Annotated in this window: 22 protein-coding genes; 6 read left to right on the top strand and 16 right to left on the bottom strand. The window is 43.7% G+C overall.

From position 1 onward, the window contains the following. Positions 1 to 23: 23 nt before the first annotated feature. The 3 genes from ACWPWY_RS04300 to wecB form a co-directional block, all read right to left on the bottom strand. A complete protein-coding gene (locus tag ACWPWY_RS04300) occupies positions 24 to 380 on the bottom strand; it encodes a putative DNA-binding protein (protein WP_454190549.1) in 357 nt (118 codons plus the stop codon). Positions 381 to 580: 200 nt separating this feature from the next. Beyond that, positions 581 to 1228: a PAQR family membrane homeostasis protein TrhA gene (trhA, locus tag ACWPWY_RS04295; protein ID WP_454190548.1), complete on the bottom strand. Its 648-nt coding sequence runs from the start codon at positions 1226 to 1228 to the stop codon at positions 581 to 583. 77 nt (positions 1229 to 1305) lie between these two features. Beyond that, entirely contained in the window at positions 1306 to 2421 is a 1116-nt protein-coding gene (gene wecB, locus ACWPWY_RS04290; protein WP_454190547.1) for a non-hydrolyzing UDP-N-acetylglucosamine 2-epimerase, read from the bottom strand. A 231-nt stretch (positions 2422 to 2652) separates the two neighbouring features. Here wecB and ACWPWY_RS04285 point away from each other — a divergent pair, with 231 nt between their 5' ends. Genes ACWPWY_RS04285 through ACWPWY_RS04265 form a run of 5 tightly spaced genes read left to right on the top strand, consistent with a single transcriptional unit; the run spans position 2653 to position 6552 of the window. Further along, complete coding sequence (locus ACWPWY_RS04285) at positions 2653 to 3678, top strand: glycosyltransferase (protein WP_454190546.1); 1026 nt, start codon at positions 2653 to 2655, stop codon at positions 3676 to 3678. Beyond that, positions 3635 to 4930, top strand: a complete 1296-nt coding sequence (locus ACWPWY_RS04280; protein WP_454190545.1) for a glycosyltransferase family 2 protein — start codon at positions 3635 to 3637, stop codon at positions 4928 to 4930. The genes ACWPWY_RS04285 and ACWPWY_RS04280 overlap by 44 nt, the downstream gene beginning before the upstream one ends. Then, complete coding sequence (locus ACWPWY_RS04275; RefSeq protein ID WP_454190544.1) at positions 4927 to 5940, top strand: polysaccharide pyruvyl transferase family protein; 1014 nt, start codon at positions 4927 to 4929, stop codon at positions 5938 to 5940. Before ACWPWY_RS04280 ends, ACWPWY_RS04275 begins: the two co-directional genes overlap by 4 nt. Before the next feature lie 21 nt (positions 5941 to 5961). After that, a complete protein-coding gene (locus ACWPWY_RS04270) occupies positions 5962 to 6285 on the top strand; it encodes a hypothetical protein (RefSeq protein ID WP_454190543.1) in 324 nt (107 codons plus the stop codon). Between the two features lie 60 nt (positions 6286 to 6345). Next, entirely contained in the window at positions 6346 to 6552 is a 207-nt protein-coding gene (locus ACWPWY_RS04265) for a hypothetical protein (protein WP_454190542.1), read from the top strand. 114 nt (positions 6553 to 6666) lie between these two features. On the opposite strand, the gene ftsY is transcribed toward ACWPWY_RS04265, so the two are convergent. From ftsY to ACWPWY_RS04205, 12 genes are all read right to left on the bottom strand, one after another. Continuing rightward, positions 6667 to 7683, bottom strand: coding sequence for a signal recognition particle-docking protein FtsY (ftsY, locus tag ACWPWY_RS04260; protein ID WP_454190541.1), 1017 nt, complete (start codon positions 7681 to 7683; stop codon positions 6667 to 6669). 32 nt (positions 7684 to 7715) lie between these two features. After that, positions 7716 to 11285: a chromosome segregation protein SMC gene (gene smc, locus ACWPWY_RS04255; protein WP_454190540.1), complete on the bottom strand. Its 3570-nt coding sequence runs from the start codon at positions 11283 to 11285 to the stop codon at positions 7716 to 7718. A gap of 280 nt (positions 11286 to 11565) precedes the next feature. Then, positions 11566 to 12258: a ribonuclease III gene (gene rnc, locus ACWPWY_RS04250; protein WP_225229021.1), complete on the bottom strand. Its 693-nt coding sequence runs from the start codon at positions 12256 to 12258 to the stop codon at positions 11566 to 11568. Between the two features lie 13 nt (positions 12259 to 12271). Next, on the bottom strand, positions 12272 to 13510 hold the full coding sequence (fabF, locus tag ACWPWY_RS04245; protein ID WP_454190539.1) for a beta-ketoacyl-ACP synthase II: 1239 nt from the start codon (positions 13508 to 13510) through the stop codon (positions 12272 to 12274). Positions 13511 to 13713: 203 nt separating this feature from the next. Beyond that, entirely contained in the window at positions 13714 to 13947 is a 234-nt protein-coding gene (acpP, locus tag ACWPWY_RS04240; protein WP_160036471.1) for an acyl carrier protein, read from the bottom strand. Between the two features lie 120 nt (positions 13948 to 14067). Beyond that, a complete protein-coding gene (gene fabG / locus ACWPWY_RS04235; protein ID WP_454190538.1) occupies positions 14068 to 14817 on the bottom strand; it encodes a 3-oxoacyl-[acyl-carrier-protein] reductase in 750 nt (249 codons plus the stop codon). 43 nt (positions 14818 to 14860) lie between these two features. Beyond that, positions 14861 to 15802, bottom strand: a complete 942-nt coding sequence (gene fabD, locus ACWPWY_RS04230) for an ACP S-malonyltransferase (protein WP_454190537.1) — start codon at positions 15800 to 15802, stop codon at positions 14861 to 14863. A gap of 81 nt (positions 15803 to 15883) precedes the next feature. Further along, positions 15884 to 16879 carry a beta-ketoacyl-ACP synthase III gene (locus tag ACWPWY_RS04225; RefSeq protein WP_454190536.1) on the bottom strand — a complete coding sequence of 332 codons (996 nt, stop codon included), beginning with the start codon at positions 16877 to 16879 and terminating at the stop codon, positions 15884 to 15886. Between the two features lie 5 nt (positions 16880 to 16884). Next, entirely contained in the window at positions 16885 to 17874 is a 990-nt protein-coding gene (gene plsX, locus ACWPWY_RS04220) for a phosphate acyltransferase PlsX (protein ID WP_454190535.1), read from the bottom strand. Then, complete coding sequence (gene fapR / locus ACWPWY_RS04215) at positions 17858 to 18454, bottom strand: transcription factor FapR (protein ID WP_211746038.1); 597 nt, start codon at positions 18452 to 18454, stop codon at positions 17858 to 17860. The genes plsX and fapR overlap by 17 nt, the downstream gene beginning before the upstream one ends. 343 nt (positions 18455 to 18797) lie before the next feature. After that, a complete protein-coding gene (gene rpmF / locus ACWPWY_RS04210; protein WP_160036476.1) occupies positions 18798 to 18971 on the bottom strand; it encodes a 50S ribosomal protein L32 in 174 nt (57 codons plus the stop codon). Positions 18972 to 19381: 410 nt separating this feature from the next. Then, positions 19382 to 19921 carry a YceD family protein gene (locus ACWPWY_RS04205; RefSeq protein WP_454190534.1) on the bottom strand — a complete coding sequence of 180 codons (540 nt, stop codon included), beginning with the start codon at positions 19919 to 19921 and terminating at the stop codon, positions 19382 to 19384. Between the two features lie 374 nt (positions 19922 to 20295). Between ACWPWY_RS04205 and ACWPWY_RS04200 the strand changes: the two genes are divergently transcribed. After that, positions 20296 to 21531, top strand: a complete 1236-nt coding sequence (locus tag ACWPWY_RS04200; protein WP_454190533.1) for a nucleotidyltransferase — start codon at positions 20296 to 20298, stop codon at positions 21529 to 21531. A gap of 146 nt (positions 21532 to 21677) precedes the next feature. On the opposite strand, the gene ACWPWY_RS04195 is transcribed toward ACWPWY_RS04200, so the two are convergent. Further along, complete coding sequence (locus ACWPWY_RS04195) at positions 21678 to 22715, bottom strand: SepM family pheromone-processing serine protease (RefSeq protein ID WP_454190532.1); 1038 nt, start codon at positions 22713 to 22715, stop codon at positions 21678 to 21680. Positions 22716 to 22837: the final 122 nt, after the last annotated feature.

Here is a 22837-nt window from a genome sequence, read left to right as displayed (position 1 = left end):
TCCATTTCTTATGGGAAACTTCCCTATTCCAGAACCTCTAGGTGGTTCACAATTGTATTCATTCGATCCTTTTGATTACTGTCAAGATCGCTTGAAGCAATAAGTCCTCTCAGCTCTACCAAATCCGATAGCCGCCGTTCGTGCTTATCAAGTAATCCAAGCTTATTCTCATACATTTCCAGTACTTGCTCTGCTCGTTTAATATGCTCATATACGGCTTGCCTGCTAATCTCAAATTCCCCAGCGATCTCTCCTAATGAGAAATCATCGTGAAAATAATATTTAAGAAAAGTTTGTTGTTTCTCGGTAAGCAGTGTTTCATAAAAAGCAAACAGCAAGTTGATTCGGTTCGTCTTCTCGAGCCGATTCTCCTGACTCATACGGGACACTCCCTTCGTCAAGGAAAAACACTTTACACTCATTAACGTTCTTTATCTTACATAAAAGAAAAGAAGATGTCAAGCATAAATCCTTGTCATCTTCTAATAATTCATATTTCATGCAAATCGTCTGTATACAAACCTCATTTTCAACTGTTCATATACGGAATAATCATTCTTTAATTCGTAAGTTCAAGAGCTTATCTAAGCGGTGTTAGATAGATGAAAATAGCAAAGAAATGAAGTACACTGCCTGCTAGAACAAATAAATGCCAGATCGCATGATGAAAAGGGAATCCTCTCCATACATAAAATAGGGTTCCGAGCGTGTACATAAGACCGCCCGCCACGAGTAGTACTATTCCGCCATAAGGCACCGTTGCCACAAGCGGTCCCCAGGCCAGGACAATCAGCCACCCCATCGCAAGATAAAATAAAGTGGACATAAAAAGAAATTTCTTTGTAAAAAATGCTTTGAATGCGACCCCGAAAAGAGCAACTCCCCAAATGATGCCAAAGAGTGTCCATCCCAGCGTACCGCGTATTGCAACCAGCAAAAACGGAGTATACGTCCCCGCAATAAACAAATAAATAGAAGAATGGTCAAAAATCTCAAACAGATCCTTGGCTTTCCCCTCTTTTAATGCATGCACCATCGTAGAATTAAAATACAAAAGCAACATCGAAATCCCATAAATCGTAAAACTGACAACATGCCATGCTGTTCCGTTTATGCTTGCTGCCACAATAAGCAGCACGAGTGCTGCCACGCTGAGTACAGCCCCAATTCCGTGTGTTACGGCATTTACTACCTCTTCCCGGCGGGTATAAGTGTAAGTGTTAGCCATTCCATCATTCCTTCCCAAAACCGTGTTACCTATCTATATAGTATACTACGTTTTCCCTCGCCGTTCATCTTTCCCATTTATTGTTTCTTGAAATACTTTAAAATAATCTCTGCTATTCGGTCTGATGCATAACCATCCCCATATGGGTTTCTCGCTGTTGCCATTTTCTTATATTTCTTTTCATTACTTAGCAAAATCTGAGTCTCTTTCTTTACTCTTTCATAATCAGTTCCAATACACCGCAGTGTCCCTGCTTTGACGCCCTCCGGCCTTTCCGTTTTTTCCCGCAGAACCAAAACCGGCTTCCCTAATGTTGGCGCTTCTTCCTGAATCCCTCCTGAGTCCGTCAATATAAGATAAGAACGACTCATGAGATTATGCATATCTATTACATCCAGGGGGCTCGTGAGATGGATTCGCTCTTCCCCCCCTAACATTTCATAAGCCAGATTCTTAACAAGCGGGTTCGTATGGACGGGAAATACCAGTTCAATCGTTTTGTCATCGTTTACGATTTCCTTAAGTGCACCAAATACTTGTTCCATCGGTAAGCCCCAGTTCTCGCGTCTGTGCATGGTCATGAATATCATTCGACTTCCCGGCTGAATCTGATCCAAAAGCGGGTGATGGTAGTTGTTTTTAAGCGTCCATCTCAGCGCATCAATAGAAGTATTACCTGTTACATAGACATGCTCTTTTCGATTCTCACGGGCTAACTGCCGGGCAGACAAGGGAGTTGGGGCAAAATGAATATCTGCCATTCTTCCAATCCATTCCCGATTCATCTCTTCTGGATAAGGGGCATATTTGTCATACGTACGCAGCCCTGCTTCCACATGACCAATCGGTATTTTTGCGTAATAAGCAGTAAGAGCTGCTGCAAAGGCAGTAGATGTATCGCCGTGAACAAGCACCAGATCATATACCTCCTGCATAACTGGTTCTAGGACTTGTACTAAATGCGCAGTGAGCGAAGGCAGCGTTTGAGCATTTCTCATCACGCTTAGTTCAATGTCTGGCTTTATATCAAAATCATTCATTACTTGGTCAAGCATCTCCTGGTGTTGCCCCGTAACACAAACCACCGGGTCGATACCTGGTGTTCTTTGTAAGGTTTTAATGAGAGGAGCCATCTTAATCGCCTCAGGTCTAGTTCCAAAAACAATGAGAACCCGCACTGAATTCTGTTCCATGTAATCAAATCCCCCTATGAAATAACGATCTCCTATCCCCCTTGCAAGGGGAGAAAAAGTGTTCTTCCTCTCTTTTATATGTAGATTAGCAATCTAGCGAAACGGACAGATCCTCTAATATATTGTTTTTTATATTAAAATATCCGCCATCCAACTAAGTCATCTGCCGTTTCTATTAATCTAGCGATGAATAAGCTGATATAGAGTTTGCAAAGGAGGTATTGCGATTACATGGCGATTATCATTTACCCTAAGACGATGAACTGGACTTTTATGAAACAGCGCCCTCAACAGCTTATGACCGAACTTGGGGCAAGGGGACATCATGTGTTCTTCGAAAATTTGGCTCCGATGACAAGTGAACTCACCGAGATCGAACCCGGGGTTCATCTGTTCACGGATCATCATGCTTTTGTAAAAAGACATTTATCCAAGTTCCGAAAAGATCATCCTGTTGTCGTATGGACCACTTGGGCTAAACAAAGAACGAGACTGCTCGCTTTATATGATCCTGATGCGGTCATTTATGACTGCTGTGATGAATTTCCTCACTGGGCCAAGTATGAGCACCGTATGGTAGAATCCTCAGATCATTTAGTAGCCACAGCGGAGACCATCCGAACGCGCTTGTCACTTGCATACCCGGAGAAACCGATTACGCTTATCCCGAATGGGGCTGATTCAAGCATGTTTGATGCGGACTCAGTCTCAAGACCGCATGATCTTCCAAGTGGGCCTGTTGTAGCTTACATTGGAGCTTGGGCTTATTGGGTCGATCATGAACTTTTTGCGAAGTCCGCAGAAAGGTACCCAAATGTACAGTTTGTATCCATTGGTGCTCCTTATGGAGACATCCCAGGATATAAGTCTCTCCCCAACGTACACATTTTAGGTGAAAAACCCCATCATGAATTAAAGTGGTATTTACAGCATATCGACGTTGCTGTTATCCCTTTCCTATACCATCCCATCACGCTGGCAACGAATCCTGTGAAAGCTTACGAATATATGGCAACGGGTGTAAAAGTGTTATCCACCGCACTGCCAGAATGTATTCACATGGAACCTCATGTTACGACTGCGACCACACATGAAGATTTCATCACTAAATTAGGAAAAATGCTAAACGAACCAGAAGATCCTTCGGCAAGACTTGCTCGAATCGCATACGCCAGAGAAAACCGCTGGACTCAAAGAGGGGCAGCAGCCGATCTTGTCATCCGTCAAACCCTCGCTGCCAAAGGAATTTATGAGTAAGACAGAAATATCTCATTTTTTTTACAAAATGACGGGACCTAATTACTTCAAACTCATGTCACAGTCCAAATACCTTGCTGATCCGTTATTCCTAGAGCTCAGTAAAGAACTTGAACAGCATCCCTGTGCAGAATGGCTGTTATGGTCGAATCAAGGAGTCCACCTCTCTACCACTCAAGAGATTAAGCTACGTCATATACTTATTCATCTGCCGAACAAGGTTCAGTGCGTCGTTTATACTGTGCCTGGTAGATCTGAATATTTCTTCTTTCGGAGAAGCCTGTTTGCTCCTTCCTCTGATCTAACACTTGCCCCCCTACCTTCTGCCCACTGGTTACCCTGGGAACTGCAACAGTTATGTCAATCAAGTTCCTCGTGCAAATATCTATGTCTGCAACATAATACTTTCACGGATACACCTCTGACCCCTGCATCAAAAACTGATCTCTCTAACGACTCCATACTTCCGGTTATACAGCGGACTGTCCCATTATCATTATCTGTTCAACAGCGTAATGTTCAAAAAATCGGTTTGGGATCCTCTTATCCACTTGTGAGTATTCTGCTTAGTGTACACAATATGGAATCTACCATTGGCTGGTCCATTCGCTCTGTCCTAGCGCAGTGTTATCCTCACTTCGAACTACTGATCGGAGACGATGGTTCCACAGACCAAACCGTAGGGAAGGTATCTGCAATAGATCGAGATAGCCGAATCCGAATTCTTCGCTATCCTACAAATCGAGGAAAAGCCTTTGTACTCAATGACTTGCTTCGTGAAGCTACGGGCACTTATGTTCTAGAACTCGATGCAGACGACTGGCTCCCTCCTAACACTCTTCATTCACTCATCCGTCTGATGGAACAGAATCCCTACGCTGCTCTTGGTACAGGAACAAGCCTAGTATGGAGAAAAAACCGAGACGGCCATATTAGTTTGCGCGGAAAATCCACCTTTGGAGGAACACTCGAGACCGATACCCATGCATATCCACCCGTGCCTAGAATCTATCGCACTGAACAACTGAGAGCAGTAAAGGGATGGACAGAATATGATGGCCTGAATGGTAGAGTATTTGAAGATATAGAAGTCTGTAGAAAGCTGCTTACTAAATATGAATTTGCTAAAACAGACGATATTGTCTACCACAGAGTTGTTCATATCAGAAGCGTCAGCCAACAAAATCTACATCACTATCAAGCATGGAAAAAAAACCGGATTCTTCATGAAAAAGGAGGTGAATCCACATGAAAATAGCAGCGAGCGGTTACTACGGGATGGGCAATTTCGGAGATGATCTATTTTTAAAAACGTTACAACAAGCCTTCTACAGACATCAACTATTTCCTTGGAACGGTTATATCGACCCTCGTGAGGTGGATGCTGTCATTATTGGCGGTGGAGACCTCATTACACCTTATAAATTCAGTAATTATTATTTCCCTAAAGTGTTGCAGCAACATCCGATGTGGTTATACGGGGTAGGGATTGTCGATACGTATCCGCCGGAAACATGGCCTCAGGAAGAGATCGATCGACACCGTGAATATATTCAACATGCAAAAAGAGCTGTTTTCCGGGATAAAACGTCAGCAGAGCTTGCTGGTATCGGGAGATTTCATGATCATCCAGAGGTAGCACAGGATATTGTATTTGCTTACCAGGAGCACCCATTTCCGATTCAGCGTTTTTCATCTAAAAAAACGATCGGGGTTTGTCTTTTCTCCTATCCTGCATTTCCTTTCGAAGAAATGACCCGCCTGCTTCTTAGACTAAGTCGCCAAAATTATCATGTTGTTCTTATCCCTGTGGTCAACCATCCAAATAACCGTTTTTCCGATTACAGCACTTGTAAAAGACTTGAACAAACGATCAAAGAAACAGATCCTCAAGCATCCATCCAAACCACCTCTCTTCTGCTGGAAATCGACCTCACCTATAACATCATCCAGTCTATGGATTATTTAATCAGTTATAAGCTTCACCCAGCATTAGTCGCCCTGCGTGCAGGCGTACCTGTTCTTTCTATGAGCAAAATGGGCAAGGTCAAGCATTTGCTCAGTCGTTTTCATCTGGAACATTACTATTGTGACTATTCTGTACCGTTTGCTTCGCTAGATCCTTTAATCGAGCGTTTTCTTAAAGATGGTCCGTCCGAAGTAAAGGCAAATTTACCGCTTATACGTAGGGCGGAACAAGAAAGCACAGCAGAACTAAAGAAGCTTGTTCAAGATCTTGAACAAGCAACAAAAATTAAATAAGGAATCAAGGAGGCCAAACCCATGTGTTTTCTATTTTGTAATTGCCGCCGGCTTGCGGCACAGATTCAGCGATTGGAACAACGAGTAGAGGAACTAACGGCTAAAGCAGATGTATTGCAGGACCGTATATCTCAACTGGAAGCAGAGGTTCGCTCCGGGCTTACCGTAAATCCAGAACTCCAAACTTTTTTCGAAACTAAGATAGGTCGTAATATCAGTATTAGTACGACAAGCATTACTGTGATCGGTACCGTGCTTGCCGCGGGAATTGATGCCGTCGAAATTCGTGAAAACACAGGAGATATCGTTATTATTCCTTATAACAATATATCTGTAGCTCAGTAACTAGAGGCATCAGCTGAACTAAAAAAACAAACTGAAAATTGGAATCGTAAAGGAGAATGAATGATGAATTTCAGAGAGATGGTTCGTGGCTTCTTAGGGAGTGAAGTTGAAATTCTAACATCGAATGACTATTTAGATGGTATCTTGGTTTCTGTCGATGAAACGACGCTGATCCTCCGCGTTCCTCCCATTATTTATGGACCTCCGGGAGATCTTGCGTTTGTACCCCTTTCGTCTGTGGAGCTCATCCGTATTCTTGCTGCCTAGCTTACCCGTATAAGTTATCTAAATAAAACGATGAAATAAAAAAAAGATCGGCTCCTTCATTGGAGTCCGATCTTTTTTGGTATGCGAAAAATAAAATTCTGCCTTATACAGATTCTACTCTTCTTTCTCTTCTTTATTGTCTTTATCTTCTTCGGTTTCTTCTTGAATTAAGCCCGCAAAGAGAGCATGAACAAATTGATCAGAATCAAATGGCTGCAGATCATCCGCTTTCTCTCCAAGACCGACCAGTTTCACAGGGATGTCCATCTCCTGACGAATGGCAATGACGATACCACCTTTTGCGGTACCATCCAGCTTCGTTAGAACAAGTCCTGTCACGCCGCTCTTCTCACCAAACAATTTAGCCTGACTAAGAGCATTTTGCCCGGTCGTTGCATCAAGAACCATAAGTACTTCATGTGGAGCACCTGGGATCTCGCGCTGAATCACACGGAAGATTTTGTTCAGCTCTTCCATCAGGTTTGATTTGTTCTGAAGACGTCCCGCCGTATCACAGAGCAGTACATCAACATTCCGCTGTTTTGCTGCTTTCACTGCATCGAACATTACGGCCGCAGGGTCTGAACCGGCTTGTTGTTTGACAACTTCTACTCCAGCACGTTCTCCCCAAACTTCCAGCTGTTCAATGGCACCTGCTCTAAATGTATCTCCCGCAGCAAGCATTACTTTTTTACCTTCCTGTTTGAAACGGTGTGCGAGTTTACCAATTGTCGTTGTTTTGCCAACGCCATTAACCCCTACGAAAAGAATAACCGTAATCCCATCTTTATTTATGTTTAGCGCATTGTCTTGTTCGGACCGAAGCAGAGCAGTCAGTTTCTCAGAAAGTACAGGCTGAAGTTCCGCAGCATCTTCGATCTTGCGTTTCTTCACTTCTACTCTCAGATCATCGATCAGGTCCATCACCGTGTTGACTCCTACATCCGCACCGATGAGAATCTCTTCCAATTCTTCATAGAATTCCTCATCAATTTTTTTACGGCGGATTACTAGGTCTGATACCTTTTCAACAAAGCCCTTGCGTGTTTTCTCCAGGCCATCTTTAAATTTATTTGTGACCGTTTCTGTTTTGGTTGAAATACTATCTTTTAATTTTTTAAAGAAACTCATACGTTCCCTCCACCTCAAAAATACGTACTTTGTTATGCGATAACCGCTTCTTCATCTTCCAGTTTGACAGAGACAAGCTTGGACACTCCGCCTTCTTCCATCGTTACTCCATACAGAACATCGGCTTCTTCCATCGTACCTTTACGGTGAGTTACGACGATAAACTGTGTCTGTTCGGAGAACTCGCGTAAATACTGGGCAAAACGGACCACGTTCGCTTCATCAAGTGCAGCTTCTACTTCATCTAGTACACAGAAAGGAACAGGACGCACATGCAAAATGGCAAACAATAAAGCCATTGCGGTCAGCGCGCGCTCCCCTCCAGATAGAAGCTGAAGATTTTGAAGTTTTTTACCCGGTGGCTGAGCAACAATATCGATCCCGGTAGTCAGCAGTTTATCCGGATCAATCAAGACGAGATCTGCACGTCCTCCACCAAACAGCTTGGAGAATACAGTACCGAATTCCCGTTTAATTGCATCAAACGTAGTTTTAAAACGTTTCGACATCTCATCATCCATCTCTTTGATGACTTGATAGAGGGTTGTCTTCGCCTGCGTCAGATCATCTTTTTGTTCACTAAGGAAAGTATAACGCTCATTCACACGTTCATACTCCTCAATCGCACCTAGATTCACTTCACCAAGCGCTTGGATATTTCGTTTCAGCTGCTGCACTTCTGCCTTGCTTCCCTCGATATCTTCAGGAATATCATATTGCTGTTTAGCCAGCTCATACGTAAGCTCATACTCGTCATTCAGCTTTTTCAAAATATTATCAAGTTCAACATCCAAACGGTTTACGCTGATTTCGGTTGTTCTCAGCTCGTCTTCGCAGCTCTTGAGGCTCTGGCGCTGTTCTCTTGTCTCATTTTCTTCCTGTTCAAGCTTTTTAATGAGCTGACTGCGAGAAGTGCGTTTGAAATCAAGTTCTCTAGAAGCCTCCTCTTTTTTCAGCTTGTACTGATTGAGTGCTTCTGTCTGCTTAATACTTTCCTCTTCATTCGTTTTGAGGTCAGCTTCTACCGAAGCAAGGAGCGTACGATTGCGATATCGTTCTTTATCCACATTTTGATACTCTCGTTCAAGCCGGCGTACCTGTTCTTCAAGGGAGAATCTTTCCTGATCCAGCTTACCTTCCTTCACTTTTAAGACGGTTAGCGAGTTTTGAAGTTCTTCCTTGGCAGACTCATTCGCCTTACGAGCGAATTCAGCGGCATGGATCGCCTGATGTGTTGCTTTCTCCTCATCTTCCAGCTTAGATAAGTTCTCAGCTGCTTTAGCGCGTGTCTGTTCCAGTTCTTTTATTTCATCTGCAAATCCTGTTTTCTCTTGTCCCGCAGCTTCGACCTGAGTAAGAACATGATCAAGTTCATGTTGCAGCTGCTTTAACTCCAGAGAGGCTTGTTGTTCCTCAGACCTTTTGTCATCTCCGTTTTGACGGAGGGTATCCAGGCTAACCTGACATTGATCCGTTTGTACTTTGATTTTTTCTAGATCACGGAGGAGTTTACTAATTTGATTTTCTGTTTCTTGAATATCTAGATCCAGCTGCTCGAGCTGACGTTTACGGGATAACAGGCTGCTATTTTTACGGTGCTGACTTCCTCCCGTCATCGAACCGCCCGCATTAACTACATCACCATCCAAAGTAACAACGCGATAACGATACTGGCATTTCGCCGCAATACGGTTCGCATCCTCAAGGCGCTCTGCAATAATGACATTACCGAGTAAACTGCCTACAATGGATTCATACTTGGAATGATATTCAACTAGACTCGCTCCGATCCCAACGAAACCATCTAGCGCCTCTACGACAGCACGATCAGCCGCGCCAATGGTTCTCGGACGAATAACATCCAGCGGCAAGAAAGTAGCTCTACCTAGCTGACGCTGTTTTAGGAAAGTAATCGCTTGGCGTGAAACTGCTTCATTCTCCATGACCACATGCTGTAATGAAGCACCCATCGCCGTTTCAACAGCTAGTTCAATTTTTTCCGGTACTTTAATGAGTTCTGCTACCGCACCGTGAACCCCTTGCAAGACGTTTTTACGAGAAGCTTTAAGCACCTCTTTGACACCAGTCATAAAACCATCAAAATCATCCTGCATTTCCTTCATCGTATCGCGTCTAGAGACTTGGGCTTCTCGTTTCTGTTCCCATTTCCTTACGGTCGATTGGCTCTCGGAGTACTGTTTTTGAAGCGAATGATAACGTTCGCTCTCTGTAATATAGCCTGTACGTAATGATGCGATCTCCTTACCTAACTTCTGAATGTTTTGCTCAAGGAGTCCTTTTCGTTTCTGGAGTTCATCTCTTTTCTCTTCCCACTTATCTGATTCTTCATCCGCACGGTTTAAACGACGCTCAATCGATTCTTTTTGCTGATCAGCATAACGAATCTCATTACGGGCCTGTGCCATCTGATTCATCAGCTCCAGAAGATTACCTTTTAGGCTTTCTTCTTGTTCCTGGCTGATTCCGCCCGTCACACCAACAAGCTTCGCTTCCTCCGCAGATAAGGTCTCCCGCAGTTCAGCAAGTTCTTGCTCAAGGAGCGAAAGTTTGAGTCTAAAGCTATCGAGTTCCTGTTCTCGTTCCACATAACGTTCTTCACTTCCATTCAGAGAGCTTAGCAACTGTTCTTTGTTAGCTAACAAGTTTTTTAATCTCTCTTTTAGAAGCTCACGATATCCTTCACTCTTCTCTGTTGCTTCACTATAGTGAAGCAGTTCTCCTTGAAGACGTTCCACAGCCGCTTCGACTTCACGAAGCTCAGTACGATCCTGTTCGAGAATAGCATCATGATTGGATACTATCTCCGATAATGCGAGCTGTTTTTCTTTGAGCGAAACTAGACGCTCATTAGCTTTACTCCATGAGGAATGAATTTGCTCAATTTGATATACGTACAAGGAAAGTTCTTTTTCCTTAAGTTCATTTTTCAACTCTTTATAATGAAGCGCTTTTTGGGACTGTTCCCTGAGGGGAGCAATCTGATCTTCAAGTTCAGTTACAAGATCATGAATACGCAGTAAATTCTGCTCGGTATCATCCAGTTTGCGGACAGCATCTTTTTTACGAGACTTATATTTCACAATCCCAGAAGCTTCTTCAAAAATCCCACGACGATCTTCGGAACGCGTGCTCAGAATTTCTTCAATACGGCCCTGACCGATAATGGAATAGGCTTCTTTCCCGATCCCTGTATCCATGAACAGTTCGGTAATATCTTTCAACCTACAGGGTTGTTTGTTTATAAAATACTCACTATCCCCACTTCGATGAACACGGCGGGTTACCGTAACTTCACCAAAATCAAGGGCGAGTACATGGTCTTGGTTATCCAAAGTTAAAGAAACTTCAGCAAAATTTACCGCTTTACGAGTATCACTTCCGGCAAAAATGATATCTTCCATCTTGCCCCCGCGGAGTGACTTAGCGCTCTGTTCACCCAGTACCCAGCGAATGCCGTCGGAAATATTACTCTTCCCACTCCCGTTGGGGCCAACTACTGAGGTTATACCCTGAACAAACTCCATCTCCGTACGATCAGCAAACGATTTAAAGCCGGACAGCTCTATACGTTTTAAATACATCTATCTTGACACCTCCATGCCTTGCCACGGTCCATAAACGGGTATGTACAACCGTTCTTTATTTTAGGGGAAACATCCTATGAAGTCCATGCCTTCCCTATGGAAGGATACACATCTAACTTGCATCCATCCCTCGGTAAGCTGATCCAAACTTCATTCAACAAAAAGAAGAGCAAAAAGCAGTCCATCCCCCATGTTCAGCAAGATACTTCATACTTAAGCGGGCTGCTCTTTGCTCTTCGTTTGTCAAAATTCAGGTTTACGTACAAATAAACCATCTTTAAGGAAGTTTCAATGTGTTCAAAGCAAGCTGAGCTGCTTTTTGCTCTGCTTCCTTTTTCGATCGACCGGTACCTCGGCCCAGTCTTTGGCTACCCATATATACCTCTGAGACAAACTCCCGCTCATGAGCAGGTCCTCTCTCTTCCACAATCCGATACTCAAGTACACCCATATTATGATGTTGCGTAAGTTCTTGAAGCTCTGTCTTGAAATCGGTAAGAGCGAGTTCTCCTTCAATCACAAGACCGGCAAATATATGTTTACCTAAAAACTGCTTGACCGTATCTAAGCCTTGATCAAGATACAGGGCACCTATAAACGATTCAAAAACATCGGCTAAAAGTGCAGGACGGGTTCTCCCCCCTGTAAGTTCTTCCCCTTTACCCAAAAAAACGTACTTGCCAAAATCCAATGCTTCAGCGAATTTGACGAGCGAGGGCTCTCGTACAAGAGCTGCCCTCATCTTTGTCAATTCGCCTTCTGGACGGTTCGGATGTTCATTATACAAAAACTCCGATACCGTGAGTTCCAGTACAGCATCTCCCAGGAATTCAAGTCTTTCATTATCCTGACTGTGACTGAATCTATGTTCATTCACATACGAAGCATGGGTAAAGGCCTGTTTTAACAACGGACGGTTGTTAAACTCGATTTGAAGTTTGCGCTCTAATTGTTTCAGATCTGCATTCAATCGAACTGACCCCTTATGATTCATATTTTTTGAGAATTACGGTTGCGTTGTGACCACCAAAACCAAAAGAATTGGAAAGCACATAAGTAAGTTTCGCTTCGCGCGGATGATTTGGTACATAATCAAGATCACATTCAGGATCTGGGTTGTCCAAATTAATCGTTGGAGGAATCGTTTGGTTCTGAAGTGCAAGCGCACAAATGACGGCTTCTACACCACCAGCAGCACCAAGCATATGACCAGTCATTGATTTCGTAGAACTCACTGCAACTTTATAGGCATGATCGCCTAGTGCCATCTTGATCCCTTTTGTCTCGGATTTATCACCAACAGGTGTTGATGTTCCGTGTGCATTAATGTAATCGACTTGATCTGGCTGAATTCCGGCATCTTTCATCGCCATCTTCATGCTGCGTGCACCGCCGTCTGGATCCGGATCTGTCATATGTTTTGCATCAGCTGACAAACCGTAGCCTACCACTTCACCATAAATGCGAGCACCGCGAGCAAGAGCATGATCCAGTGATTCCAAAATAAGAATTCCGGCTCCTTCACCCATTACAAAACCATCACGGTCGATATCAAATGGACGGCTTGCTTTTTCTGGTTCATCATTGCGTGTAGACATTGCACGCATCGAGTTAAACCCTGCCATCCCCGTTGGGCGAATGGTTGCTTCCGCACCGCCGCAGATCATTGCTTCTGCGTCACCACGCTGAATCATGCGCATAGAATCGCCAATGGAGTGACTTCCTGTCGCACATGCAGTTACTTGTGTTGTATTCGGACCTTTTGCACCAAGTGAAATAGACAATTGACCAGAAGCCATATTCGCGATCATCATCGGAATGAAGAACGGGCTCACTCGTTTAGGTCCTTTTTCAAGAAGAATGTTATGCTGGTCTTCCCAAGTTCCAAGACCACCGATACCGGAACCTACCGAAACCCCGATATCTTCAGCATCAATATTCTCACCAATTTGAAGTCCACTATCATTCAAAGCCATCGAGCCAGCAGCAACTGCGAACTGGACAAAACGGTCCATTTTACGAGCATCTTTCCGCTCCATATAATCTTCAGGATTAAAATCTTTAATGGATGCTGCAATCTTGGTGTTATAGTCGGTTACGTCAAAAGCTTCCACAAGAGAAACTCCAGATTTACCTTCCATCAAGCTGTTCCATAATTCCTCTAGATTTTTCCCGATTGGGGTCATGACACCCATACCTGTCACTACAACTCTACGACTCAAATCAAATTCACCTCTATATCGACTGCATAACGCCAAGCGTTAGCTAGTTAACAGATTTTAATGTAATGAAACCCATTTTATACATGTGTCAGATAACAAACACCTATAAAATGGGCTTCTTGTTGGCCTTAAGCCTTATGGTGCATTTAGGAGAAGAAGTCCCGCCTATGCGATAGGCGCAAGCGCGGGACTTCCAGGGTGACTTAGGTATGTGATTGTATGTAGTTTACAACTTCACCTACGGTCGTAATTTTCTCTGCATCTTCATCAGAGATCTCCATATCAAACTCATCTTCGAGTTCCATAACCAATTCAACAACGTCTAGAGAGTCAGCACCCAAATCATCTTTGAATGATGCTTCTAGCGTTACTTCAGCTTCATCAGCGCCTAAACGATCAATTACAATGCGTTTTACGCGTTCCAATACGTCGGACATTTCCGGTTCACCTCCTCTTTCGTATTATACGAGAATAACTAGTAAAATGCCATAGACCCTACATGTCTCTCTTCGAAGTGTCTTATAGAAAGGTTTCTATGACTAGAAGAATTAGGCAGGTTACATATACATTCCGCCATCGACATGCAGTGTTTGCCCTGTCATATAGGAAGCCGCCTCGGATGCAAGGAAAGTAACAACTCCAGCAATTTCCTCTGGCTGGCCTAATCTACCAAGCGGAATACTTGTCATCATGCCCTCTACAATATCAGAAGATAACTCCTGTGTCATTTCTGTTTGAATAAAACCTGGTGCAACACAGTTTACCGTAATTCCACGAGAAGCTAGTTCTCTGCCAGAAGATTTAGTAAGACCAATAACCCCTGCTTTCGCAGCGACATAATTAGCCTGGCCTGCATTTCCTAGTACTCCAACCACAGAAGATATATTAATTATTCGACCATAACGTTGTTTCATCATCGGGCGAGTTACCGCTTTTAAGCAATTGAACACGCCTTTTAGATTCGTCTCAATAACTTGGTCGAATTCTTCCTCTTTCATTCGCATAATGAGGTTATCCCTTGTAATTCCAGCATTGTTAACCAGAATATCGATTTTTCCCCATTGTTCGATTACTTGCTTCACCATTTGGTCAGCTTCTGCGGTAATCCCGACATTCGCTTTCACAGCGATCGCCTGAACTCCTTTTGCTTCAATCAGCTTCACTACTTCCGCAGCAGCAGCCTCATTACCTGCATAATTCACAGCAACATGACAGCCCGCGTCAGCTAAGGCAAGGGCGATACTGCGTCCGATACCTCTAGACGCACCTGTAACAAGAGCAATTTGACCTTTGAGTGATATAGACATCTCTTGTGTACCTCCTTTCCTCAAGTATCATCAAACTAGATGTTTAAGAAAGTTCAGCAGCCAATAAATTCAGGCTTTCCAAATTGTTCACATTATAAAGCTTCAAGGACTTGTCTACTTTCTTAATTAGACCAGTTAACACATTGCCAGGGCCAATCTCGATAAAAGTATCCACGCCTTGTTCGACAAGATATACGACCGTATCTTCCCATTTAACAGAGGAATAAACTTGTTCGACTAAAAGATTCTTAATCTTCTCAGCATCTGTCACCGGTTCTGCAGTAACATTAGCAATAACAGGGACAGTTGCATCATGCAATGTAACTTGTGCTAAGCGTTCTTGCAGCTTCTCTGCCGCACCTCTCATCAGAGAGGTATGGAAAGGACCACTGACAACAAGAGGGATCGCTCTTTTTCCGCCTGCTTCTTTTACACGCTGAACAACTTCATTTACACCGTCCTGTAAGCCGGAGACAACAATTTGTCCTGGTGAATTAAGATTCGCCAGTTCAACTAAGTAGTCCTCCCCTTGGGAAGAAATCTTAGCACAGAGTTCAGCCAGAGCTTCCCTCTCTGCACCAAGGACCGCTGCCATGGCACCACGGCCGCCAGGTACGGCTTCCTCCATAAATGTTCCTCTTGCACGAACAATGGATACCGCATCTTGAAACGAAATTACGCCGGATGCAACAAGCGCACTATACTCACCAAGGCTGTGACCTGCCATATAATCAGCGGTAATGCCTTTTTCCCGCAATGCTTCATAAAGTGCGACACTCGCTGTTAATAGAGCAGGCTGGGTATTTTTCGTTTGTTTCAAATCTGTATCAGGACCTTCAAACACTAACGTGCTAAGTGAAAATCCAAGTGCTTCGTCTGCCTGTTTAAAAACAGCTTGGGATGCGCCTACGTGATCGTATGCATCTTTCGCCATTCCTACAGACTGGGAACCTTGTCCAGGAAATACAAAAGCAATTTTGCCCATACTAGATTCAAGACTCCTTTCGTCCAATAAACTAAGATAAGAAAAGAATATATCATTTAAAATGGCTGTACTACTTGTTGATTACCAAACGAGAACTGAAGCTCCCCATGTCAATCCGCCGCCAAAACCAACCATTAGTACTTTATCGCCTGGTTTCATTCGTCCTTCTTCCGCAGCTTCAACAAGTGCGAGAGGAATGGATGCTGCAGAAGTATTCGCATACTTGTCCACATTAATAACTACCTTCTCCTCTGGAAGATCAAGACGCTGCATGGCAGATTGAATAATGCGAATATTAGCCTGATGAGGAATGAACAAATCTACGTCTTCTTTTCCGAGTCCCGCTTTCTCCAGTACATCAATCGTAGCCGTACCCATAACACGAACTGCAAATTTAAAGACTTCTCTTCCGTTCATGTAGATGTAATGCTGTTTATTTGCTACCGTTTCTTCGGAAGCTGGCAATCTAGAACCACCTGCTTGCAAGTTCAGAAGCGGACCGCCTGCTCCTTCAGCTCCAAGATCAAACGACTTAAATCCGCGTCCTTCAGGTACTTCGCCTAGGATTACAGCTCCAGCGCCGTCTCCAAAAAGAACACTGGTGTTACGGTCTGTATAATCTGTGATTCTAGAGAGACAATCCGCACCTATTACGAGTGCATTGTTATACATCCCCGTTTGGATAAGACTTGTTGCTGTTGCCAGACCATATACAAATCCGGAACACGCAGCGGATAAATCAAAAGCAGCCGCTCCTTTTGCACCGAGTTTATCCTGCAAAATACAAGCTGTAGATGGAAAAGCACTGTCTGGTGTTACCGTTGCAACAATGATCAGCTCAATGTCTTCATGTTTAATACCTGCAGATGCAGCAGCTGCTTTCGCAGCTTCATAAGCAAGGTCAGACGTAGCTTGCTCAGGCGCTGCAATATGACGTTCGCGAATCCCTGTGCGAGAAACGATCCATTCGTCGTTGGTATCCATCATTTTTTCCATATCCTGATTCGTTAAAATACGTTCAGGTACATATTTACCTGTGCCGATGACACCGACTGGACGTAAATGTGTATTCATCATGTCACTCACTTCCCTGTAATTTCCTTAGATATGCTTTCAACCAAATGATTCTCAATCGCGATTCTAGCCTGCCGGACGGCATTCTTAATTGCGTTTGCATCCGCTGAACCATGACTCTTAACAACAAGACGGCTAAGACCAAGCAAAGGTGCACCGCCATGTTCTTTGTAATCCAGTTTTCCTTTTAGACTGCGCAGTTCTGGCATAAGCATTGCTGCCGCCAGTTTTGTCTTCAGTGAAGAAGAAAACTGTTCTTTTAAGAGAGCAAAAATAGCACCCGCTGCTCCTTCTACCGATTTCAGCAGTATGTTACCTGCAAAACCGTCACAGACGAGTACATCACATGTTCCCGTAAGAATATCTCTTGCTTCTACATTTCCAATAAAATGAATTGGCAGCTTTTCCAAAAGAGGATAGGCTACTTTCGTCAGTTCATTCCCTTTTCCCGGTTCTGTACCCACATTCAGAAGACCCACTCTCGGGCGTTCAATGCCTTGAACTTTCTGACGGTATATACTTCCCATAAGTGCATACTGTGCAAGATGCTCTGGTTTAGCATCCATATTTGCACCAAGGTCAAGCGCAAGCATTCCCTTATCATCAATGGTTGGAATCATAGGAGCAAGGGCAGGCCTTTCAATCCCATGCATTCTGCCAACTACGAGCAGCCCTGTTGTCATCAGCGCACCTGTATTGCCAGCAGAGATCATCGCATCCGCGCTGCCTTCACGAAGCATACGTCCTGCAACTACCATCGAAGCATCTTTCTTACGGCGAACCGCTCTAACGGGTTCGTCATCAGACGTAATCACTTCAGATGCATGCTGAACAGTCAAGTTGCCTGGCCGGTCATTCCCAAGATAAGGGGCAATTGCTGTTTCGTCTCCGACAAGTACAATCTCTGTATCTTTCCATTCCTTAGCAGCTAGCAGTGCACCTTCTACATTCGCAGCCGGTGCATTGTCGCCTCCCATTGCATCAATGACGATCCTCATGATGATTACCTCCCTCATCGCTATCTTGTCTTGCAGATCGGTAAATGACGAAGTTTCCTTGAAACACCATTTCCTCTCCAACATAAGCGAACACTTCTACTTTTGCCTTTCCCTTCTGTTCCGGCATCGAACGAACATATGCTTTAGCAATACACTTTTCTCCTAAATGAACCGGTCTTACAAACCGAATATCTGCGGAGGCTGTGAGTGCTATTTCATCGTTAATTACCGCAACAGCAAGTGAATTGGCCTGCGCGAACACATAGTGTCCACGGGCAATACCCGTTCTAGAAAAAACATGTTCATCTTTAATTTCAAAAATGGAAATACCACTTTTATCAAGCTGAAGATCAACAATATCCCCGATCACTTCATGTAACGGAAGGGAGCGAACTTGATCATATGACCTTTCAGCCATCAGCTTCATCCGTTCACGCAGTTCAGGAATGCCAAGTTCCATGCGATCAAGACGAATGGTTTGAATACTTACCTTCAGCAGTCTGGTTAACTCTTGATCCGTGATAAAAGGATTGTCCTCAATCATCTGTGCAAGCTGCTGTTGCCTCTGTCTTTTCGGTATGCGTTCTATGACCAAGCTCCCCCTTACTTCCGAATTATATAATCTCAATTCAAAATCATTAACTTGTATATGTGAAACTGATCCGTGTCTAGTCTATGTAAATCATAGCCAAACCATCTATAGAGTCAAAACATTATATTCTTTATTATTCATTCATCAATCCGGTATCTCATACCTTCTGACAACGATTATAAACCATTTTTAGATAACAAACTACCAAGGTTAGAACCTGGTACTAAAGCTTAGTATAAAGGAACCTTGCGCAAAAAGAAAGTACTGCTTTATTCCTCACAAAAAAATAGTACTCTATCCTAGGATAGAGTACTATTAGGTAGCAAAGCTATTATTGAGAGATAATCTCTCTAGATTTGTACGTTCCGCACACTTTGCATACGTGATGAGCAAGCTTCATTTCTCCGCATTGTTCACATTTCACCATACCTGGCACTGCCAATTTAAAGTGAGTACGACGTTTGTCACGACGAGTTTTGGATGTTCTCCGTTGAGGTACTGCCACAATTCCCACCTCCTTATCAAAATCAACTGTTGCATAATAGCACAGATGTCATGTATTCAGCAAAAACTTTCAATAATCCATGCATACCTATTGTGATGCAACTAGTTATTGATATCAACTATTAATTATTCATGTACACTAAGTGATGTACCAAATAATTAATATTTCCATTAATTATTCATGTACGCTAAGCGAAGCACCAAATAATTAATATTACTATTAATTACTCATGTAAGCAAGGCGATACAACAAACAATTAATATTACTATCAATCATTCATGCACACTAAGCAATGCTCTGAATGATTAATATCTTATCAATTATCGATGCACGCTTAAGCGATGCACTAAATAATTAATATCTACTATCAATTATTCATGCACGCTAAGCGGTGCACCAAATAATTAATATCATTTAAAGAAATCCTTAAGCCCCGCAAGCCGCGGATCTACAACAGTATTGTCGCAGTCACAACTGCTTTGGTTCAAGTCGGTACCGCATGTAGGACATAGCCCTTTACAATCAGGCTTACACAGCGGCGCAAACGGTAGATGCAGTAAGAAATATTCTTCCAAAAATGGATCAAGATTCACGGTATCCTCGTCCACATACAAGGTATCATCCTCTTCATCCGCATCTTCCGGCTCTTTTCCTTGTTTGAACTGTTCGGCGAATTTCATATCTAAATGTTCATGTACGTTACCAAGACAACGAGAGCAGAGCATATCCACTTCGGCCGTTAACGGACCTTGAACATCCACAACCTCTCCCGGTGATGCAGTTAGTGTTAAATCTGCCTGCAAAGGGGACACGGCTGTGATTTCCTTGTTGTTTCGAATAAGATGGCTAATATCAAGTTGTTCCGATACCTTTAGGGGCTCAGCACTTGCGCCATCTTGCGAAATGACATTTGCATTATAATCACTCCAGACGATAAACCATTTTTTCAATCAGCCCTATTACTGTATACTATCTTAGTGTGTTGCAATACAGACATAAGTATGTTGAGAAAAGGGTCTAACAAACAAAAATCATTATAACGATTTTCAAAGAGGTTTGTCAACACTTTAAACTTTACACCTGTATTGCAAGGTACCCTGTTCCTGTAAAAACAGTTACCTTAAAGGCTAATTAAAAATAATATCCTATTATAATCAATTTCATAACTCCTTAAAACGATAAATTTGTAACTATATATAGACAAATAGAACCATTTTGATTTATATATACTCCTCATTAAAAGCAACTAAAGGTATTATGAAATTAATTCATTAAAATAACAGATAAAGCAGGTCTTAAGCAAATCGGGAGGTGGAACATCATCGTGAATTCCGCGGTAGGACTGATTGTAGAATATAATCCCATGCATAACGGTCACGTATATCATCTAGAAGAATCGAAAGGGCTCACGCAATCGAGCGCAGTTGTTGCCGTCATGAGCGGGCATTTTTTGCAACGCGGCGAACCCGCGATCGTCAGTAAATGGGCACGCACGGAGATGGCGCTTGCAATGGGCGTCGATCTCGTGCTTGAACTGCCGGCTGCGTATGCAGTACAGCCGGCGGAATGGTTTGCCTATGGTGCCGTGGCCACCTTGCACCATACGGGCGTTGTTGATTCGCTATGCTTTGGCAGCGAATCGGGAGAGCTTGCACCGCTGATGGAGCTGGCAGATCTCTTAGCCAGTGAGCCACAGGCTCTGGCTTCTCTCCTCCAGCAGCAGCTTGCCAGCGGTGCAAGCTATCCCGCAGCCTACGCAGCGGCTGCGGCTGCTCTTGCCCCCGGCAATGATCCTGCGGGGGCACTAGCCTTGCTGAAGCAGCCCAATAATACACTTGGGCTGCACTATCTTATCGCGCTTCGCCGTCTAGGCAGCGCGATCACACCCTTCACGGCGCAGCGTACCGGCGCCGGGTACCACGATGCGATGCCAGGCACCGGCAGCATCGCAAGTGCAACAGCCGTGCGCCGGCTTCTGCTCGGCAAGGATGGCCTTGCAGCCGCCGCGCCCTATGTGCCGGCGGAGGTCCTTGCCATTCTGCAGCGCGAATGGCAGAATGGACGCGCTCCTGTGAATCTGGAGCGCTACCGAGACGCGCTCTTTACACAGCTCGTGACTAAGAGCCCTGAGGAACTTGCACGCTTTGGCGAGGTCACTGAGGGCCTGGAGTATCGTTTACTTAAACTGCTCCCTCAGCTTCCGGAGCTCTCCATCCACGCTCTCCTTGAAGCAATCAGAACGAAACGATATACAAAAACAAAACTTCAGCGCATGCTGACTCATATTCTTCTTCATCATGAGAAGGAAAAAATGACACCGGACATTCTGCGTCAAGGCCCTCATTATATTCGCGTTCTTGGTTTCACGGATAAAGGACAAGCTTTGTTAAAAGAAATGCGCAAAAAAGCAACACTGCCGATCGTCATTAAAACGTCTGCCTTCGAGCATGATCAATTAACATGGGATCAGCAGGCAACAGCAGTCTATGGAATGGGCATGCCTAAGCCGGACCCAAGGTTACTATATCAAGATTTTTATGAACCCCCTGTACGGATGTAGAAAAAGAATTGGCAAATAGGTAACTGAATCTTAGTTAATAATTCAATAAAAATAAGGCATATAACGTGATGTCCCAGACCTCAAGTTATATGCCTTATTTTTAAAAATGTAAATTTCGTTACCAACTGAAATGTGATAAAAAAGGTTTATTTTTCGGAGATAGTATCGATATATTCAATAGCATCTTCTACTGTATCTACAGGAACCAGTTTCATTTCTGTCCCAATGGAGTCCGCCTTTTTCTTCGCATCCTCATAATTAGCTCTAGGTACAAAGAAGATTTCGGCATTTTTCCGATCTGCCGCTACAATTTTATGAACGATACCGCCGATCGGTCCCACGATGCCCTCTTTCGTAATCGTACCTGTTCCCGCGATGATATGGCCTTTCGTCAAATCCCCTGGAGTGAGTTGATTATAAATCTCCAAAGTAAACATAAGCCCTGCAGAAGGACCGCCTACTCGAGTGTCCTTAAATTCGATCTGGTGAGCTGGATCTTCGGGCTTCACCTTCTGGATGGTTCCGATCATCACGCCAAGGCCTGCTCTTGTCTTCCCTGTATTCGTATCTTTAATCGGAACAAGTGTCACTTCTCTAGTGATCGTCTCTCCATTCCGATCTAACTGCATTTCAATGGTGTCTCCCACTTTTTTATCCTTCAGTTCCTCAGACAGAACTGTATGATCGGGAGTAGGCACCCCGTTCACAGACAATATTTTGTCACCTGCTTGGATATCCCCTTGAGGCGCAGGATCTTTGGACAGACCAAACACAAAAATATGTTCAGGTACAATACTATAGGCAATGCCCGCCTGCTCATAAGCAGCTTCCATAGCAGAAGATTGAGAATCACTCATATAGTAAACCTGTTCTGCCGAATATTCATCTTTCGATTTTCCTTGAAGACGCTCTGCTTTCTTTCCAATCTCAGCATGTTCATTAAATATAGATAGAAAGAGGAGTGACAAATTCGCGTAACTCGCCGATACGGTAGTCATGAGAAATTCGCCCTCTTCTTTTTCATCCCCATTTTTCACTTCGACCATGGGTTTTACTGCCTCCGCCGAACCCGGCTGAGTAATCATATATGGCGTAGGCATGTACACCAAAACATAAACCATAATGGCAAGTACGGCGATATATAGCGTCGTTCGTATTCCGCTTTTTCTACGCATTTCACTCATGAACGTCCACCTCCTCCTTACTTACAGACAGCTTGTTCTTGTTCTTTGTATTCTACATATACATGTATAGGACAACATATTCATCCACAGAACTTGAAACAGTGAGACTAACAAGAACATGT

This window comes from Paenibacillus sp. Marseille-Q7038 (assembly GCF_965111595.1).
The sequence above is the reverse complement of the archived record's forward strand: the minus strand, read 5'-3'. Positions and strand labels throughout refer to the sequence as shown.